The sequence below is a fragment of the Streptomyces sp. NPDC020845 genome, assembly GCF_044334165.1.
Lineage (GTDB): Bacteria > Actinomycetota > Actinomycetes > Streptomycetales > Streptomycetaceae > Streptomyces.
Map to the genome: position 1 here is coordinate 1 of NZ_JBIRSJ010000005.1, position 16,654 is coordinate 16,654.

At 72.0% G+C, this 16,654-nt stretch carries 17 protein-coding genes and 1 pseudogene; 6 read left to right on the forward strand and 12 right to left on the reverse strand.

What is annotated here, in order from left to right; genetic code table 11:
- A pseudogene (locus tag ACH4U7_RS12895) lies at positions 1–139 on the forward strand (IS5/IS1182 family transposase); the annotation flags it as partial.
- On the forward strand, positions 136–534 hold the full coding sequence (locus ACH4U7_RS12900; RefSeq protein WP_398528005.1) for a hypothetical protein: 399 nt from the start codon (positions 136–138) through the stop codon (positions 532–534). The pseudogene ACH4U7_RS12895 and the gene ACH4U7_RS12900, both read left to right, overlap by 4 nt.
- Before the next feature lie 92 nt (positions 535–626).
- Here ACH4U7_RS12900 and ACH4U7_RS12905 read toward each other — a convergent pair whose 3' ends face one another.
- Positions 627–1,163, reverse strand: a complete 537-nt coding sequence (locus tag ACH4U7_RS12905) for a DUF2231 domain-containing protein (protein WP_398528006.1) — start codon at positions 1,161–1,163, stop codon at positions 627–629.
- Positions 1,164–1,370: 207 nt separating this feature from the next.
- On the opposite strand from ACH4U7_RS12905, the gene ACH4U7_RS12910 reads away from it, so the two are divergent.
- Both ACH4U7_RS12910 and ACH4U7_RS12915 read left to right on the forward strand, forming a co-directional pair.
- The gene (locus ACH4U7_RS12910) at positions 1,371–1,901 is read left to right on the forward strand and encodes a hypothetical protein (RefSeq protein ID WP_398528007.1); all 531 of its coding nucleotides are present in this window, start codon (positions 1,371–1,373) and stop codon (positions 1,899–1,901) included.
- A gap of 84 nt (positions 1,902–1,985) precedes the next feature.
- Complete coding sequence (locus ACH4U7_RS12915) at positions 1,986–2,450, forward strand: DNA-binding protein (protein WP_398528008.1); 465 nt, start codon at positions 1,986–1,988, stop codon at positions 2,448–2,450.
- Here ACH4U7_RS12915 and ACH4U7_RS12920 read toward each other — a convergent pair.
- From ACH4U7_RS12920 to ACH4U7_RS12940, 5 genes are all read right to left on the reverse strand, one after another.
- Positions 2,447–3,208 carry a class I SAM-dependent methyltransferase gene (locus ACH4U7_RS12920; protein ID WP_398528009.1) on the reverse strand — a complete coding sequence of 254 codons (762 nt, stop codon included), beginning with the start codon at positions 3,206–3,208 and terminating at the stop codon, positions 2,447–2,449. The genes ACH4U7_RS12915 and ACH4U7_RS12920 overlap by 4 nt on opposite strands.
- A 62-nt stretch (positions 3,209–3,270) precedes the next feature.
- Positions 3,271–3,900: an ATP/GTP-binding protein gene (locus ACH4U7_RS12925; protein WP_358645091.1), complete on the reverse strand. Its 630-nt coding sequence runs from the start codon at positions 3,898–3,900 to the stop codon at positions 3,271–3,273.
- Positions 3,848–4,318, reverse strand: a complete 471-nt coding sequence (locus tag ACH4U7_RS12930) for a DUF742 domain-containing protein (protein ID WP_398528010.1) — start codon at positions 4,316–4,318, stop codon at positions 3,848–3,850. The genes ACH4U7_RS12925 and ACH4U7_RS12930 overlap by 53 nt, the downstream gene beginning before the upstream one ends.
- Before the next feature lie 55 nt (positions 4,319–4,373).
- Positions 4,374–4,853, reverse strand: coding sequence for a roadblock/LC7 domain-containing protein (locus tag ACH4U7_RS12935; protein WP_385626724.1), 480 nt, complete (start codon positions 4,851–4,853; stop codon positions 4,374–4,376).
- Positions 4,834–7,230 (reverse strand): ATP-binding protein, encoded by a 2,397-nt coding sequence (locus tag ACH4U7_RS12940; RefSeq protein ID WP_398528011.1) that lies wholly within the window; start codon positions 7,228–7,230, stop codon positions 4,834–4,836. The genes ACH4U7_RS12935 and ACH4U7_RS12940 overlap by 20 nt, the downstream gene beginning before the upstream one ends.
- 603 nt (positions 7,231–7,833) lie before the next feature.
- Between ACH4U7_RS12940 and ACH4U7_RS12945 the strand changes: the two genes are divergently transcribed.
- Positions 7,834–8,973 carry a substrate-binding domain-containing protein gene (locus tag ACH4U7_RS12945; protein WP_398528012.1) on the forward strand — a complete coding sequence of 380 codons (1,140 nt, stop codon included), beginning with the start codon at positions 7,834–7,836 and terminating at the stop codon, positions 8,971–8,973.
- A gap of 65 nt (positions 8,974–9,038) precedes the next feature.
- Here ACH4U7_RS12945 and ACH4U7_RS12950 read toward each other — a convergent pair whose 3' ends face one another.
- The 6 genes from ACH4U7_RS12950 to ACH4U7_RS12975 form a co-directional block, all read right to left on the reverse strand.
- Positions 9,039–10,028: an aldo/keto reductase gene (locus ACH4U7_RS12950; RefSeq protein ID WP_398528013.1), complete on the reverse strand. Its 990-nt coding sequence runs from the start codon at positions 10,026–10,028 to the stop codon at positions 9,039–9,041.
- Positions 10,029–10,132: 104 nt separating this feature from the next.
- Positions 10,133–11,905, reverse strand: coding sequence for a S8 family serine peptidase (locus ACH4U7_RS12955; protein ID WP_398528014.1), 1,773 nt, complete (start codon positions 11,903–11,905; stop codon positions 10,133–10,135).
- A 143-nt stretch (positions 11,906–12,048) separates the two neighbouring features.
- Positions 12,049–12,534, reverse strand: coding sequence for a hypothetical protein (locus tag ACH4U7_RS12960; RefSeq protein WP_398528015.1), 486 nt, complete (start codon positions 12,532–12,534; stop codon positions 12,049–12,051).
- Between the two features lie 119 nt (positions 12,535–12,653).
- On the reverse strand, positions 12,654–13,571 hold the full coding sequence (locus ACH4U7_RS12965; RefSeq protein ID WP_398528506.1) for an LLM class flavin-dependent oxidoreductase: 918 nt from the start codon (positions 13,569–13,571) through the stop codon (positions 12,654–12,656).
- 66 nt (positions 13,572–13,637) lie between these two features.
- Positions 13,638–14,432: an RNA-guided endonuclease InsQ/TnpB family protein gene (locus ACH4U7_RS12970; protein ID WP_398528507.1), complete on the reverse strand. Its 795-nt coding sequence runs from the start codon at positions 14,430–14,432 to the stop codon at positions 13,638–13,640.
- A 52-nt stretch (positions 14,433–14,484) separates the two neighbouring features.
- Complete coding sequence (locus ACH4U7_RS12975; RefSeq protein WP_398528016.1) at positions 14,485–14,997, reverse strand: hypothetical protein; 513 nt, start codon at positions 14,995–14,997, stop codon at positions 14,485–14,487.
- A gap of 72 nt (positions 14,998–15,069) precedes the next feature.
- Between ACH4U7_RS12975 and ACH4U7_RS12980 the strand changes: the two genes are divergently transcribed.
- Positions 15,070–16,620, forward strand: a complete 1,551-nt coding sequence (locus ACH4U7_RS12980; protein ID WP_398528017.1) for a helix-turn-helix domain-containing protein — start codon at positions 15,070–15,072, stop codon at positions 16,618–16,620.
- Positions 16,621–16,654: the final 34 nt, after the last annotated feature.

A 16,654-nucleotide genomic window follows, 5' to 3' on the forward strand; every position in this document is an offset into this window, starting at 1 on the left:
GCGACTGGTCCGCGACTACGAGCACCGCCCCTCCTCCTCCGCCTCCCGCGTCTACTGGGCGATGACCCACGTCATGACCCGACGCCTCACCGGCGAGAACGCCCCCACCTGGCGCGCGCCGCAGGCGGCGGCAGCATGAATCTCCGGCCCCTGCTCGATGCCCTGGACCTCCAGGAAGACGCTGCCCGGGCCCTGGCTGACGACCTCCGCGCACAGATCGACGACCTGCAGACCCGGTTACGCCAGGCCGAGACACACCTGGAGCACCTCGCCATCACCCGCAAGACCGTCACCGGCCTCGCCGACCGGCTCCCGGCCGCCGCGCCGGACCTGCCCGAGCACCCGGACTACCCTCGCATCCTCGACGCCTTCAACCACGCGACCGGGCTGCTACGGGCCAAGGACGTCTGCGAAGCCCTCGGCCACGAACTGCTGCCGAAGAACGTCGAAGGCACCCGCGCCAAGCTGAAACGCCTGGTCAAACTCGGGATCCTTACCGAGGCCGACACCGGCAACTTCACCCGGAAGCAATAGCCGACGGAACCTCCACCAGCGACCTTGCGCCCACCCCCAGCCGGAAACGGACATAGCCTTACGAACCGCCCACTAAAAGCCGGCCGAGGGGGTCAGCGGTTGTCGCCGCGTTCGCCGTCGGCGGTCCTGGAGAAGCCGTCGTGCCAGGCGGCCTTCGCTCCGGAGTCGCCGATCCGGTACACGTCCACGACGGCGCCCGCGGCCACCCCGACGGAGAGCACCACCGCCGCGACACGGACGACCAGCGCGGACCGGGGCGCGGCCGCCCGGTTCTGCTCCCCGGGGGCCGCCTCCACCGACGTCGACCTGCGGGTCGTCCACCAGACCACCGTCGCCAGCACGAACAGGCCCGCGGCCCAAGGAAGCAACCCGTCGCCGAGTTCGGCGTGCCTGCGCACCAGGGCGTTGCTGTCGACGTGCTCCTCCAGCCACTCACCGGCCTGCGTGGCCACGGGCACGCTCACCAGGGTCACGAGGGCCAGCAGCGGAAGCACAACCCCCATCCGCCGGGCGGCACTCGGCCATATCGCGCCGACCACGACCGCCAGGGCACTCAGGGGAACGAGCACGATGACGAAGTGCACGAACAGGACGTGTGCGGGCAGGCCGTTGACGACGGTGAGGCTCATCAGGTTTTCCTCCAGAGGTGACCATGAGAAGTCGGCGCACGCACGGGCGCCGGGTGTGCCGGTCCGTGAGGCGCGCCAGACTCTCACAGGAACTTCTGAGCTTCCTCTGAACCCGGCCCCCGCACCCGCACGGTCGAGTTGCACCGCGTCCCTTCCCACGGAACACAGAGGACTGCCACAATCCGTCCATAACGGACGGGGGGGTCCATGGTGTACGAGGTGCGCTACGGATGGAATCGCAAGAACGTATTCATCATCATCTTTCTCGCGATCGGCGCGGTGGGCGCGGTGACGCTCCCGGACAAACCGCTGTACGCGCGGATCCTGGTGCTGCCGTTCTGCGTCGTCGGAGGGCTGTTCACGGCGTATTCCGCCATGAACGGCAAGGTGGCGCTGCGCGTCGACGAGACGGGTGTGCTGTTCGGCGGGAATCCTGCCCTTCGCCGGTCGGGCGCGGTCCACGTGCCCTGGCAGGACATCACGGCCGTCGTTCTCTGGCGACAGCATTCAGCCGCCTCGATCCCGTACATCGGATTGGCCAGGCGCGAAGGCGCGCCGGCGGTGCCCGGAAGCATCCGGGGGCCGGTCGGCCGCACCGCGATGCGGGCCCTGGCGCCGCACCTTCCCGCCGACGTCGACATCTCCCGGCCGGAGAGCGGCTGGGGCCTCGACAGGGAGCGGTTGAGCGCCGCGGTCAGCCTCTTCGCTCCTGGGGTTCCGGTGGTGGACGTCGGATAGTCGGTCACACACCATCGCACTCTTTGAACGATCTGTTTAAAACGATCAGTTGACATCAGATCGTGCGTCACCCACCCTGATCCCATGTCGTCAACTCCCGATCAGCACCCCGATCCCTTCACACCCCCGTCACCGGACCAGGCACGAGCCCACCGCGTCTACGCGTCGTTGATGCGCATCGCCGAGCGGCATGCCGCCACCGACGAGCAGCGTCGGCGGCAGGCGCATGCTTCGCTCATCGGGCCGCACGAGGCCGTCAGGCTGGTGTCGTTCCTGCTCAGTGGGGCCGCGCAGCCGGTTGATGGGGAGGCGGAGGTGGATCAGGCCGATATCACCGCCGCGTTGAGCCTCGTACCGCTGGTGCGCGGGGAGATGGACGAGCTGGAGGTCGGGCTGCTCCAGATGGCGCGGGGGCGCGGTATGACGTGGCAGGAGGTGGCCTTCGGGCTCGGGCTCGGGACTCCGCAGGCCGCCCGTCAGCGTTACGAGCGGCTGGCCAGTCGTGCCGCGGCCGACACAGACACGGGCGCGGGCGTTCGGCAGGGTTAGGGCCGGGTCGCCACCAGGAGGTCTACTACGTACGTCTCCTCCACCATCCCCTCAGGGAAGATCGCGCCCAGGCGGCCGCGCTCCTCGGTGAGGAAGGCGCGGGCGCCGGCCTCGCCGAGGACGAGGAACGCCGAGTGGCTGCCGATGTTCGCCAGATGGGTGTCCAGAGGGACGGCGCGGCTCCAGCGCAGCTTGCGGCGCGTGACGCTCAGCCCCGCCAGGCCCGCGAGTTGGATGGCGCGGTCGTCGTCGGGGCGCTCCTTGGAAGGGGACTTCACTCCGCAGTGGTGGGCGATGCGCTCGTCCTGCGCGGCGATCCACGGCACATCGAGGGCGCTGGTGTTCCACCAGAGCGCGAGCGCGCCGCCCGGGCGCAGGACGCGCAGCGCCTCGGGGACGGAGCGGGTGGTGTCGGTCCAGTGCCAGGACTGGGCGTAGGTGATGAGGTCGTGGGACGCGTCGGCGAGGGGCAGGGCGTTGCCGTCGCCGCGGACGATCGGCGTGTCGGGCAGCGTACGGCGGAACTGGGCCGTCATGCCGTCGCCGGGCTCTACGGCGGTCACGTCGGCGCCGCGTTCGCGCAGCAGGGCCGTGGCGATTCCGGTGCCCGCGCCGACGTCGGCAACGCGGGCACCGGCTAGGGGACGGTCCATGAGCTCATCGATGGTGTCCAGGAGGGCGGGCGGGTAGGAGGGGCGGTTCGCGGCGTACTGGGCGGCGGCCGCGTTGAACGAATGGGCGCGCGAGGTGGTGGTCATCCCGCCATCCTCCTCCCCCGCTCCTCCACTCCTCGCTCGTTTTTGCCTCCTCAGCTCACGCCTCAGCTCACCGCCGCGCTCTGCGCTCGGGTCAGGGCGACGTCGAGTACGACCAGCAGCGCGTCCCGGACCGAGCCCGTCTCGCGGGCGTCGAAGACGACCAGCGGTACGTGTTCGGAGATGTCCAGCGCCCACCGCACCTCGTCGAGGTCGTGCTGCACCTCCCCGTCGAAGGCGTTGACGGCGACGGCGAAGGGGACGTCCTTGTGCTCGAAGTAGTCCACCGCCGCGTAACAGTCGTCCAGCCGGCGGGTGTCCACGATCACCAGGCCGCCGAGGGCGCCCTCGACCACGTCGTCCCACATGAAGCCGAACCGGTCCTGGCCCGGCGTGCCGAACAGATACAGCTTGAGCGTCGGGTCGATGGTGATACAGCCGAAGTCCATCGCGACCGTGGTGGTGGTCTTGCCGGGGGTGTGGGTGAGATCGTCCACACCCGCCGCGACCTCCGTGATCGCGGCCTCGGTGGTCAGCGGGCGGATCTCGGAGATCGCGCCCACCGCCGTGGTCTTGCCGACCCCGAAGCCGCCGGCGATGACCAGCTTGACCGGCAGCGGCGGCTGGCCGGCCGACGGCTGTTCAGCTGCTGTCGCGGAGTGTGCCCCGGGAGTCGGGGACGGCACGGAGACCATCGATAACCCTTCGCAGTACGGAGATGTCCTGGGTCGCCTTGGCGTTGGGCACATGGACCGCCAGATGTCCGGCGGTGCACAGGTCCCCCGCCAGCACCCGGACCACGTTGAGGTGCAGTCGCAGCTGGGCGGCGAGCTCCGCCACCGACTGCGGGCGTCGGCAGGCGGCGACGAGGTCGTGGTGTTCGAAGGCGAGCGAGTCCAGGGCGGAGAGCCCGGTCGGGGTCGCCACGACCTGGGACTCGACCGGGAGCGACGGCGCGGCGCCGCTCCCCGACACCCGGCCGGCGGTCAGCAGGAACGGCCGGACCGCGGAGGCGCGGCCGGTCGGCTCCGGCGCATCCCAGGCGCTGCCCGCGCTGCCTGCCCCGCCCGCACTGCCCGCTGCCTCGTGCGGTACTGGTTCACCGGCGGCCATCACGATCCTCTCCTGAATGCCTGTGCCCTGTGCCCCTGTGTGGTGGTGGGACGGGTCAGCCGGCCGGGGTGGAACCGGCGCTCTTCTTCAGCTCCAGCACCAGCTGGGGAGTGAGCGCGGCTCCGGCCCGGTTGGCGAACAGGGCCATCTCATAGGCGATATTGCCCAGCTTGGCCTCCTTCGAGGCCACTACGCCCAGAACGGCCCCGCTGCCGATGGCCGACACCAGCACATGGCCGCCCTCCAGGTCGATGATGACCTTGTTGAGGCCACCGAGGCCGTAGTTGCCGGAGGCGCCCGCGGCGAGGCTGGTGATGCCGGACACGATCGCGGCAAGCCGCTCCGAGTCGGCCTGCTCGCGCAGTTGGGAGACGGCGATCAGCAGGCCGTCGGAGGACACCGCGATGGCGTCCACCACTCCGGCGGTCTCGCTCGCGAACCGGTCCAGCAGCCAGGTGAAGTCGGCCGCGGCGGCGCGCAGATCGGTGGGTTCCGCCCGCTCCTCGGAACTGCCGTTATCTGTCGGCGTTGTCACTGCCCGACTCCTTCCGGGATCTCTGTGATGGGGACGGTGCCGGCTCCGTCGGGGTGGCGGCGCTGTCCTGGTGGGCCCTGCGTACGGCGGCCTCGAACTCGTCGAGTTCGGTACGGACCGCCTCGGCGTCGACGGGCCGGCGCACGGCCGGGATGCCCCGGTCGGCGGGCGCCGTGGTCGTGGCGAGGGTCGCTCCCCGTACCCGCCTGCGCAGCGGGCGGGAGGGCGGTGAGTCGATGGTGGATGTCCTGGTGGCCGCGTCGGCGGCCGGCCCGTCCGAACCCTTGCGGTTCGGGATGCGCCGGGGCAGCCCGCCCGGCTGCGCCGGCGCGGTGGTGGGGGTCCGTACGGGCAGCGGCGTGGGCGCGGCGGAATCCCGCTCGGCGGATTCCCGCTCGGGCTGCGTCAGGGGGTCCGGCCTCGCCGGGAGTTCCCATACGGTCCCGCCCTTGGCCGCGTCCGCCGCCGTAGCCGCATCCGTCGCCGCGTCCGTGGCCGGCGTCAGGTCCAGCGGGCTCACGGTCAGCATCAGCGCGGCCGGGATCCAGACGGAGCCGGTGACCCCGCCCCCGGGCGTACGGCTCAGGGAGACCCGGATGCCCCAGCGCCGGGCGAGGCTGCCGACCACGAAGAGGCCGAGCACCTTGCTCGGTACGAGGTCCAGCCGCTCGCGGCGGACGAGTCGGGCGTTCTCCTCGTCGAGGCGTTCCGCGCTCATCCCCAGGCCGTGGTCGATGACCTCGATCAGCGCCCCGCCGTCCGAGCTGACGTCGCTGCCGGGCCGGACGACCACCTCGACGGGTGTGTGGGAGGGCGAGAAGGAGACCGCGTTCTCCAGCAGCTCGGCGAGCATCAGCGTCAGGTCGGCGATGATGTCGGGCGCGACGGTGATCTCCGTCTCGGACCGCAGGGTCACCCGCTGGAACCCCTCGATCCGGCCGAGGCCCGCCCGGATGACGTTGGCCAGGGTGATCGGCCGGGCCTCCACATCCGTCTCCCGGATGCCGGCGAGCAGCATCAGGCTGTCGGCGTTGCGCTGGAGGCGTACGGCGATGTGGTCGATGCGGTAGAGCCGTTCCAGGATCTCGGGGTCGGTCTCCTCGCGTTCGACGGCGTCGATCAGCATGAGCTGGCGCGAGGTCAGGTTGGAGACGCGGCGCCCGACGTTGCCGAACATCTCGGCGACGTTCTGGCGGCTGAGCACCTGCCGCTCCAGCAGCGCCGCGGCGGTGATCTGCACCTGGTTGAAGGCCTCGGCCAGGTCGCCGATCTCGTCGCGGACCGGGACCGGGATCGGCTGCGGGGTCAGCGGGGTGCGCTCCGCCGATTCGTCGTCCTCCTCGACCCGGGCGAGTTCCTGGCCCGCCACATCGACGACCTGGTGCGCGGCGCCGGTCAGGGCCGCCAGGGGGCGTACGACCGAGCGGCGGACCAGGACGGAGAACGTCAGCCAGACGGCGAAGCCGAGCAGGGCGAGCGCGATCATGGCCATTGCCTTGTCCAGGGCGCTCTTGGAGAGGCCGTCGGCCTGGTCGGCGATCTGTCCGATGAGCGACCGGGTGATGTCGAGGCGGGCCCCGGCCTGGTCGCTTCCGGCGGCCATCGCCTTGCGCAGCTGCTGCGGCGACTGGCCCTGGAGGGAACTCGGGTCGATCTGGAGCTCCGCGAACTGGTCCGAGATGCCGTTCTGCTCGGCCGCGCGCTCGATGCCGCTGAGGGCCAGGACCTGTTCCCGGGTGGCGATCCTGCTGAACCGGTCCACCTGGTAGTCGTAGACCGCGTGGGCGCTGACCGCGTGGCTGTACTCGGTGAGGGCGTTGGCGTCCTGGGTCTGTGCGGAGAACACCCCGCTCTCGAAGGCCGCGTGGGCGGCGTCGGCGCGCAGCACCGCGTCGAGCAGCCGGATGATCGAGGACGACGAGGTGCCGGAGGAGGTGTCGAGCCCGATGCCGTCGATCAGGTACTCGACGGCGGCCGAGTACGCCGGGCTGATGCCGGCGGCCGAGACCGAGCCCCGTTCGACCTTGTCGCGCAGTACGGCCAGGCCCCGGACGTACTCCAGCGCCTGCGCCTCCTCCTTCGGCAGGCCCTGCTCGTCGAAGGCCGAACGCACGGCGGATGCCTGCTCGTCGGTCTTGCGCTGCGCCTTGCGGTAGGCGTTGGTCGAGGGCAGGGCGGTGCCGGGCCGGAGCGCGTCGTGCTGCACGGACAGCAGCAGCGCCTGGCGGTGTTCGGACTGGAGGTCGTTGATCAGCTCCGCGACCTGCGTGCTGTCACGCACCACGTCGGCGGTCCGGGCGGCGTCCTGGGCCTGGTTCACCTCGCTGGTGACGCCGACGGCCAGCAGCACGCCGACGACCGCGACGGGCACGGCCACCAGGACATTGAGTTTGCGCCGGAACGGCCATCGGTCGAGAAGCGCTGCCGCCCTCCGGCGGGTCCGCGGCGTCAGCGGCGCACTGTCGGACGAGTCGGGATCGGGACTGGGTTCAGAACCGGCTTCGGGCTTGGGTCCGAGCGATGGGTCCACCGTGTCCACAGACACCCCGGGCCTCCTTTCATGTGCTTCTGAGCGGTGACCGAGGTGTTGTTGGTGCCGACCGCCGACGACCGGGGGAGCATGACGCTCTCAGCACCTCGCCCGCGCGCGCGACGGCTCACGCCCGCGTGCGAACGATGGAATCGCGCCACAGTCCGACCGGCGCTGAACACTACCGTTTGCGCGCAGGCATGCAAGGCATAGGCGATTAAGACCAGGAAACATGTGCTTTCTGCGGCATTTGCCCATCGAAAAGGCGCCCTTGAAGACGCTTTGAGGGCTCTTCACGGGACTCCCCGCCGCCCGAGCGGACCCCTGCCCCGTACGCTGTGTCTCCGCCAACCGCCCTTACGCTGCCTTCTCCCACCCACCCGTACCCTGTTTTTCCGCCACCTCCCCCGCCCTGAAGTCGTAGCCCCTTCTTGCCCCGCGAGGAGACCCGTGCACCCCACCCGCAAGGCGGTCGCGACCGCCGCCGCGCTCCTGGCCGTGGCCACCGCCGCCGGCTGCGATGCGGATTCCGACGCCGACGTGTCCGGTTCGGGCTCCGCCAAGCCCGGCTGTCCCACCGTGCTCACCAAGGCCAAGCGGGCCGTCGAGAAGGCCGAGGACGTGGACGCGCCCTGGACCGGCCCCACCAGCGGGCCCAAGGCCGTGCGCGGCAAGACCATCGTCTATATCGCGCACACCCTGGCCAACCCCGGCCCCGCCGGAGTCGCCCAGGGTGTCGGGGAGGCCGCCAAGGTCGTCGGCTGGCGCGCCCGGATCCTCAACGGCAAGGGCACCACCGCCGGTGTCAAGGCCGCCTTCAAGGAGGCAGTCGACAGCAAGCCGGACGGCATCGTCATCAGCGGCTTCGGCCCCGAGATCATCCCCAAGGAGATCCAGCAGGCCGACGCGGCCGGCATCCCGGTGATCGGCTGGCACGCCACCACCGCCCCCGGCCCCAGCAAGGATCCGAAGCTCTTCAGCAATGTGACGTCCAGGGTCGAGGATGTCGCGAGGATCAGCGCCGACTGGATCATCGCCCGGTCCAACGGCCATGCGGGCGTGGTCATATTCACCGACACCACGTCCGACTTCCCCAGGAACAAGTCCGAGCTGATCAAGAAGGAGCTGGCCACCTGCTCCGACGTCAAGCTGCTGGACTACAAGAACATCCCCATCCCCGAGGCCAACAGCCGCTCCATCAACGAGGTCTCCTCCCTGCTCAGGCGGTTCGGGGACAAGTGGACCTACTCCGTCGCCATCAACGACCTGTACTTCCGCCATGCCGCCCCCGCCCTGCGCGCCGCGGGGAAGGACGGCGACGGCGCCCCGTACAACATCGGTGCCGGTGACGGCGACCCGTCGGCCTTCGAGCGCGTCAACGGCAAGAAGTTCCAGTCCGCGACCGTGCCCGAGCCGCTGTCCGAGCAGGGCTGGCAGATCGTCGACGAGTTCAACCGGGCCTTCGCCGGGGAGCCGGCCAGCGGATACGTCGCCCCGGTCCACATCACCACCGCCGCCAACAGCGGTGGCGCGCTGTCCTGGGACTCGGAGGGGTACCGCCAGGCGTACCGCAAGATCTGGGACCGCTGACCACCAGTGGACCGCGCAGGCCGCGCTGACCGCGTTGGCCGTCAGGGCGTCAGGGCGTCAGGGCGTCAGGGCGTCGGCGCCTCCTCGGGCAGCAGTCCCAGGGCCTTGAGCTCGGCCCAGAAGGCGGGCGGAATCGGGTGCGCGAGGAGGCCGGCGCTCTCGGCGATCTCGTGGGGCGCGCGGGCGCCGACCACGACGGTCACCACCGCCGGGTGGCCCAGCGGGAACTGGAGCGCGGCGGCCAGGGGCGGCACCGCGTGCCGGTCGCATACGCCCCGGATCGCCCGCACCCGCGCGCCCAGTTCGCGGGGGATGCTCCGGTAGCCGTGCGGCGCACCGGGGCGGGGGTCGGCCAGCAGACCTGACTGGTAGACCCCGGCGGCCATGACGGCGACGCCGCGTTCGGCGCACAGCGGCAGCAGTTCGGCCAGCCCGGAGTGGTCGAACAGGGTGTACCGCCCGGCGAGCAGTACGCAGTCGGGCCCCGGCGGCGGGGCCTCCCGCAGAAAGCGGGCCGCGACATCGGCGTGGTTGACCCCGAGCGAGACCGCGCCGATGACGCCGTCGCGGCGCAGTTCGGCCAGCGCGCGGTAGGCGTGGGTGACGGCGGTCGGGTAGTCCTGGTCGGGGTCGTGGACATGGAGTACGTCGACCCGGTCGAGGCCGAGCCGGTCCAGGCTCTCCGTCATCGAGCGCATGACCGCGGGATAGCTGTAGTCCAGGCGTGGCCCGACGCCCGGCGGAGGGTCGGCCCAGATGGGCTGGGTGTCCGGCCCGCCGGGCTCGATCAGTCGGCCCACCTTCGTACACAGGACGTACTGCCCGCGCGGGCGGGGCCCCAGCGCGGCTCCGGCGTACGTCTCCGAACGCCCGTATCCGTAGACGGGCGCGGTGTCGTAGAGCCGTATGCCCAGCTCCCAGGCGCGGTCGACGGTGGCGGCGGCCTGCTGTGCGGGTACGGGGGCGAAGAGGCCGCCGATGGAGGCCAGCCCAAGACCGAGGCGGCTCACCGACAGCCCCGTACGCCCCAGGGCCACCATGTCCCGAACGTCCATCCCGATCCCCCCATCCCCCGATCTCCTGGCACAACGCGCCACGCCAACGCGGACGGTGACGCTCCGCCGGGGCCGCGCCGACAGCCGGGCACGGCCCCGCGCCATCACTGCGGGGAGACGCCGTAGCCCGCCATGGGCGGGGCGAAGGACGCCGCCATGGGGGCGAGTTGTACGCCCGGGGCCAGACCCAGGGCGACGAGGGCATCGGGCAGACCCCGGCCGGTGCGGGCCGCTTCCCAGGAGCCGGGGACGGCCAGCGGGCGGCAGCCGGTGGCGATGATCTCGAACAGGCGCTGGACGCGGCCGGGTCCGCGGGGCGGCAGCTGGCCGCGGAAGTCCTCGTGGTGGGCGAGGACGAGGGCGGCGAGACCGGCGACATGGGCCGAGGCCGGTCCGGTGCCGTCCAGCGCCGCGTAGCCGCCGTGCGGCGAGCAGGACAGGACCGCCACGCCCGGCGCGACCGCGTCGACCTCGGGGCCGTACGCGCTGAACCGCGCGGTGAACAGGCCCTCCGGGGTCAGCGGCGGGCCCGCGTGGGTGGCCTGGGAGGTGTCGGGCGGATACGAGCCGAAGGCGCCCAGCGCGCCGACGGTGAACACGGTGGGCAGCGACCCCGGGAAGGCGACCGGCCCGCCGGAGTCGCCCGCCGGGGCGAAGCAGGCGACGCCCGCGGCGTGGGCGTCGGCGAGTTTGCGGGAGACCAGTTCGGAGGAGTACGGGGTGGCCACCGCGATATGCGCGATGTCGGCCTCGGCGTCGATGCAGTGGTCGAGCGCGGCGATCAGATCGCTGAACCGGCCGCCGGGCAGCACCCGGCAGGCCTCGATACGGGCGTCGACCGCGATGCCGATGACGCCGGGGCCCGTATCGGCCGCGGCGATCACGCCCGCCGCGTGGGTGCCGGTGCCGATGGCGTCGTGCGCCCAGCCCTGTTCCGTACCGCCGACCAGGTCCACCCCGGAGCGCACCCGGTCCTTCAGATCGGGGTGGTCGGCGGCGACGCCGGAGCCGATGACCGCGACCTTCACGCCGAAGCCGCGGAACGTCGGCGGCAGCCGGTCGAGGCGCATGGCCTGCTGGCCCCAGCCGTACTGCTGCCGCTCCTCGAGTCCCGGGTACACCTTGGCCAGCGGGGTGAGGGTGACCAGGTTCTCCTGGGTGTCCGAGAGGTCCGGGCGGTGGATCCAGCGGTCCACATAGCCGCCCGCGGGGCGGACGTACAGGGCCTGGACGGACTCCGCCGTATCGGTGGCCAGCACCAGCGTCGCCGTCCCGTCGGCGCGCGTGATGCCCTGGACCGGCCAGGACGCCCCGATGAGGAACACCCCGGCCCCGGCCAGCGGCTCCTCGTCCGGGCCGCAGATTCGCAGCGAGATCTCCACGGGCGTATCCAGCGGGGCGAGAAGACCCGGGTCGGCCAGCGGCATCACCCCCGCCACCCGCCCGGCGGCCGCGCCCGCGCCCCCGCCACCGCCCGCCCCGGTCAGCGGCAGGTCCGGCTCCACATGGACGTGTGCCGACCGCAGCGACGGCACCTGGTCCTCGGCCGCCTCGACCACCGCGATCTCCGGGCAGCAGGCGGGCGGCCCCGCCGAGTCCGGCTTAGTCTTCGCCGCGGGCCGGAGCCGGCGGACCACCGCGACCTCCGGCATCCGGCCCAGCCGCTCGCACACCGCGTCCATGTCGAGCGCGGCCACCCCGGGCGGGAGCAGATGCTGGGGCAGCGGGGCCACCAGGTACCGCTCGCGGCGCGGGCGCACCGCGAGGGGGCGCCGCGTGTTCTTCTTGCGCGCCCCCTCCTCCTTGCCCGCGCCCGCGCGCCCGGGTTCGCCCGCGCCCGCGCCGTCGCTGTCGTTCTCGGGCCTGTTCTTGAGCATCACGTCCACCTTCACCACGCCAACGTCGTCCTTACGCTTGTGCTCCCGTTTGTGCTCCGGCGACCGGGGGCCGCGCTCCCACGGTGATGCGGTGTGCTCGGGAACCGTTCCTCCGGGCACACCGCACCACGTCAACCCAGGTGTCAGCCCATACCGAACGGCTGCTGGTACTGCTGGTACGGCTGCTGGCCGAACCCCTGCTGGCCGAAGCCCTGCTGGCCCTGCTGGCCGAAGCCCTGCTGGCCCTGCTGGCCGAAGCCCTGCTGGCCGAAGCCCTGCTGCTGGCCGAAGCCCTGCTGGCCCTGCTGGCCCTGCTGGCCCTGCTGCTGGAGCAGTGTCGCGATGGCGACCGGCAGCGCCTGCTGTACGGCCTGTTCCACCGACTGCCGGACCCCGTTGTGCAGCGAGTAGTGCAGCGCCATGGCCAGGTACGGGTGCGCCTGCTGTCCCAGGCCCTGCTGGTTGATCTGCTGGAGCTGCTGGATGGTGTGCTGCATGCGCTGTGCGATCTGCTGGCTCGCCTGCTGGCAGGCCTGTTGGATGGCCTGCTGTACGACCTGGGTGATTTGCTGCTGGCCCATCTGGGGCTGCATCTGCTGCATGGGTTGGGCGCCAGTCATCACCGACATGGATCCTCCATAGGACGACATCGACGAGGAAGGGCACAGGAGCGACACGCCCCACATGCCCTATTTGTTACATTTACGCTAAGTCGGTGCCAGGATCCCGCGCAATCGGAGACCGGCCGTCAGAGCTCCAACGCCCCCAGCGCCGAGCACACCTGGGCCAGCGGATCCTCGCCCACCGGACGCAGTACGACCGTCTCCGCGCCCGCCCCCCACAAGGCCCGCACCCGCTCGGCGGCGGTAGCGGCGTCGCCCGCCGCGAGGAACACCTCCTCGCGCGGAACACCGAGCCATTCGGAGTACTCGTCGCGTACGGGCGCCGTGTCCGTCGCCACCCGCTCTGGGTCGTCGGCCACGCACAGATGGGTGAAGACGACCAGTTCGTGCGGGTGGGTGGCACCGGCGGTGGCGCGCCCCTTCGCGATATGGCCGAGCGCGGCGGCGATCGCGCCCGGCCCCTGGCCCTCGGCCATGACCGTGCCGTCGGCGGCCCGGCCGGACAGCTCCAGGGAGCGGGGGCGTACGACTCCCGAGACGACCGGCGGGGGCTCAGCGGGCGGGTGGACCAGGGTCACGCCGTCGATGTGCACGGCCCGGCCGTCGAGAGTGGCCGTCTCGCCGCGCAGCAGGGTGCGCACCACCGTGATCGTCTCTTCGAGCAGGGCCAGCGGGGTCGGGGACGCGGCGCCGACCTGGGCCATCCACTCCGGCACGCCATGCCCGACGCCCGCGATGAAGCGCCCCGGGAACACCCGGGCCACCGTGGCCAGTTCCATGGCGAGCAGCGCCGGGTTGCGCAGCGGGGCCGGGGCGATCCCGATGCCGACGCGCAGCCGCTCGGTGGCCGCCAGCGCGAGGGTCGCCGAGCCGATCGCCCCGGCCCAGCCCAGGTCCTCGACGACCCACAGGTCGTCCGCTCCGTACTCTTCCACCGCCCGTGCGAACGCGGACAGTTCCTCGGGCTTGCCGTCCCGGTCGAACATCACGCCGATGCGGCGGCGCGGCAAAGGCTCGCTGATCGTGGGGTCGTTGGTCACCATGTCGTTGTCGTTGGTCATCCGGCCAATTTGACACCCTCCGCCCCGTGAGCGGGGCCGAATCCCATCTCAGGCCGCGTGCGGCTGAGTGAGTGGTTGACGCTTCTTCGACCGGGTAACCCCGAAGTCTCCACGTCCTGACACCGCCTGCCCGGCGGCGTGATCAATGTTGCGTCCTGCATTGGTGTCGGCGTTCGTCTCGTACCCACAGTCGGGGTTCTTGCAGACGAAGCGGGCCTGACTCTCCCGGCTGCCGGGAGTGATGAATCCGCAGGCGGAGCATCGTCGGGAGGTGTTCGGTGCGGGGACCTTGACTACGGTGCCACCATGGTCGGCGGCCTTGTATTCCAGCATGGCCACGGTCCTGCCCCATGCTTCCCCGGCGATGGCACGGTTGAGCCCGGCTTTTTGGCGAACGTTCTTGCCGGGGTTGTCCAGGGTGCCCTTGGCAGACTTGACCATGTTGGTGATGGCCAGGTCTTCCACCCCGATGCGCGAGAACGTCTTGGAGATCTCGGTGGTGGTCTTGTGCTGCCAGTCGACAGCCCTGCGCTTGGCTGTTGCGCGGAGCTGGGCGATCTGGTCGTACGTGCGAGTCAGCCGCCTGGAGTTGGCCTCGCCGGGTTTGCGGGCGCGGCGCTTGCGCTCCTTGGCCTTCTCCAGGCGGCGCAGACGTTCGGTCTCACCCTTCGACAGCCACGGGGCATGGTCGCGGAAGGTGCCGTCCGAGAGGGCGAGGGGCTTTGCGATGCCCCGGTCCATACCCACGGTGGGCCCGGGGTGGGGTGCGGGCTCGGGTACCTCGCGGCGAGCCGCGGGTGGCGGCGCAGGGGTGACGTGCGGCGACGGGGTGAGGGGGCGCAGGGGTGAGGGGGCGCAGGGGTGAGTGGCTACGACGGGCGGCGGGTGGCGCCCGTCAGTCCGTGATGCCCAGGTCCTCGCGCATCACCCGGCGCATCGCCGACAGCCTCGGCTCGGCCTCCTTGAGCTCGATCAGCGCCGCCGCGGCGGTCTCCCCCTCGCGCGGCAGGCCGCGGTCGATGCGCTTGGCCATGGCATCGATCCCGGCGAGCACGGTGTTGAGGTCGCGGGACGCCGCCAGGACCCGCTCGGGGACGATCATCTGCGCCTGGGCGTAGCAGTCCCGGTACTCGCGCCGGGCCTCCTCGAGCCCGGTGCGGTCCTCCTCCGTGTAGACGCCGTCCCTGATCCGGTGCAGGGCGTCCTTGAGCAGGGTGTGGAACTGGCGGGAGGCGCGGTTCATGGCGATGTAGGCGGTCCGGCGGTCCTCGAGGTGGCGCCGCCGGTCCTCGGCCCGCGCCTCTTCGGCGCGCTGCCGGGCGGTGATCCGTTGCTGGAGCAAGGGGGCGAAGAGCGTGCCCAGAACGCCGACGACGGCGGTGAGCATCGCGGCTATGACGGCGGTCACTTGGCCGACCCTAGCTGACAGCACCGTCGCCACCGTCGCCACCCGAAAGCCGCGGCACTACAGTTTTGCCCCATGGGACCAGCGTCATCGGAAGCGCGGGCCGACCGCGCCGCCGACGTGCTCGCACTGGCCCGCCTCGCCGCGGAACCGGAGTCCGTACACGCCATCCTCGCCTGGCTCACCCGCCGCACCGGCGGCCTCGCCGCGCTGATCGGCCCCACGGGAACGGTCCTCGCCACACCGGAGCCGGACCCGGACCCGGACACGCTGGCCACCGCCGCCACCGCCGCCTCCGCCACCGTCGAACCGCGCCGCCGCGGCACGCCCTCCGCGGTGCTCGGCGGCGAGGGTGGCCACGCCGTACACCTGGCCCGGCTCGGCCACGCCGACGCCGGGGGCGGGGACGAGCCGCCGTACCTCACCGTCGTCGGGCCCGATGACCCGCGCTGCGGGGTGCTGCTAGCCGACGCCGCCCGTACCCTCGCGCTGTGCTGGCGGCTGGAGGAGGCGGAGCGGGCCCGTCGGCGCGTGGAGTCCGCCGAGGCGCACAGCCGCGAGGCGGTGCTGCACCTCCTCATGGTCGGCAGCGTGCCCGCCGCGCAGCGGATCGCCGGGGCGCTGGGCACGGTCCTGCCCGCCCTCGCCCGGGTGTATGTGATCGAGTGTCCGGTCCGCCGACGGCGTGAGATCGCGTCCCGGATCGATCAAGTGGCCCGGGGCCAGGCGTGGATCGTGCCCTGCCCCGTACGCTCCAACCACCTGATCGCGCTCGTACCCCCGGAGTCTCAGGGAGAACCGAAGCGCGCGGACGGGCTCGCCCGGCTGATCGTCCGGCGGGTCCCCGAGTGCCGGATCGGCACGAGCGCCGAGCACCCGCTGCGGGACACCGCGGTCGGCTACGAGCAGGCGATCCACGCCCTCGCCGTGGCCCGTGGCGCGCCCCAGCGGTACGCCGGTTTCGGCAGACACACCGACACCACGGCGCTCGCGAGCCCCGAGGGGCGGCTGTGGGCGCGGGAGTTGCTGGGGCCCTGCCTGCGGTACGTACCGCCGCGCCGCGCCGACCCGGGGCCGCAGGAGTTGCTGGGCACGCTCGGCTCATGGCTCAGCTTCGGCGGCGCCGCCAACCGCCATCTCAAGATCCACCGCAATACGCTCGCCGCGCGCATCCGCCTCATCAGCGACCTGCTCGGCCTGGACATCGGCCACAGCCTGGCGGGCCAGTCCGCGGCCTGGCTCGCACTGCGGCTGCACAGCGCGCCGCCCAGCACCGCCGAACCGCCGGCCGAAACGCCCGCCGAAGCGCCCGCAACCCCCGCGGTCCCCGCCCCAGCCCCCGCCTCGCTCGACGCCCTGCTGTCCTCCCCCGCAGCCGAGTTGTGGGCCCGTGCCCAGTTCGGCCCCCTCGACGAGGCCGGGCCCGCGGCCGTGCCCGAGACCGTACGCGCCTGGCTGCGCGCCGACGCCCGGCTGCCCGCGGCGGCCAGCGCCCTCGGCATCTCGCTGCCCGGCGCACGCAAGCGGCTGGCCAGGGCCGAAGAGGTGCTGGGGCGCTCGCTGCTGCGCGCGCCGAGCGCGAAGTACGAGCTGTGGCTGGCGCTGCGGGCGTCGGGCTCGCTCTGATCGCCACCACACCTCAGCGTCAGCTCACCGTTCG

Excerpts from the sequence above, each read along its gene's own strand:
- ACH4U7_RS12900 (WP_398528005.1), top strand. The coding sequence starts at position 136 with ATGAATCTCCGGCCCCTGCTCGATGCCCTGGACCTCCAGGAAGACGCT.
- ACH4U7_RS12905 (WP_398528006.1), bottom strand. The coding sequence starts at position 1,163 with ATGAGCCTCACCGTCGTCAACGGCCTGCCCGCACACGTCCTGTTCGTG.
- ACH4U7_RS12910 (WP_398528007.1), top strand. The coding sequence starts at position 1,371 with ATGGTGTACGAGGTGCGCTACGGATGGAATCGCAAGAACGTATTCATC.
- ACH4U7_RS12915 (WP_398528008.1), top strand. The coding sequence starts at position 1,986 with ATGTCGTCAACTCCCGATCAGCACCCCGATCCCTTCACACCCCCGTCA.
- ACH4U7_RS12920 (WP_398528009.1), bottom strand. The coding sequence starts at position 3,208 with ATGACCACCACCTCGCGCGCCCATTCGTTCAACGCGGCCGCCGCCCAG.
- ACH4U7_RS12925 (WP_358645091.1), bottom strand. The coding sequence starts at position 3,900 with ATGGTCTCCGTGCCGTCCCCGACTCCCGGGGCACACTCCGCGACAGCA.
- ACH4U7_RS12930 (WP_398528010.1), bottom strand. The coding sequence starts at position 4,318 with ATGGCCGCCGGTGAACCAGTACCGCACGAGGCAGCGGGCAGTGCGGGC.
- ACH4U7_RS12950 (WP_398528013.1), bottom strand. The coding sequence starts at position 10,028 with ATGGACGTTCGGGACATGGTGGCCCTGGGGCGTACGGGGCTGTCGGTG.
- ACH4U7_RS12955 (WP_398528014.1), bottom strand. The coding sequence starts at position 11,905 with ATGCTCAAGAACAGGCCCGAGAACGACAGCGACGGCGCGGGCGCGGGC.
- ACH4U7_RS12960 (WP_398528015.1), bottom strand. The coding sequence starts at position 12,534 with ATGTCGGTGATGACTGGCGCCCAACCCATGCAGCAGATGCAGCCCCAG.
- ACH4U7_RS12965 (WP_398528506.1), bottom strand. The coding sequence starts at position 13,571 with ATGGTGACCAACGACCCCACGATCAGCGAGCCTTTGCCGCGCCGCCGC.
- ACH4U7_RS12980 (WP_398528017.1), top strand. The coding sequence starts at position 15,070 with ATGGGACCAGCGTCATCGGAAGCGCGGGCCGACCGCGCCGCCGACGTG.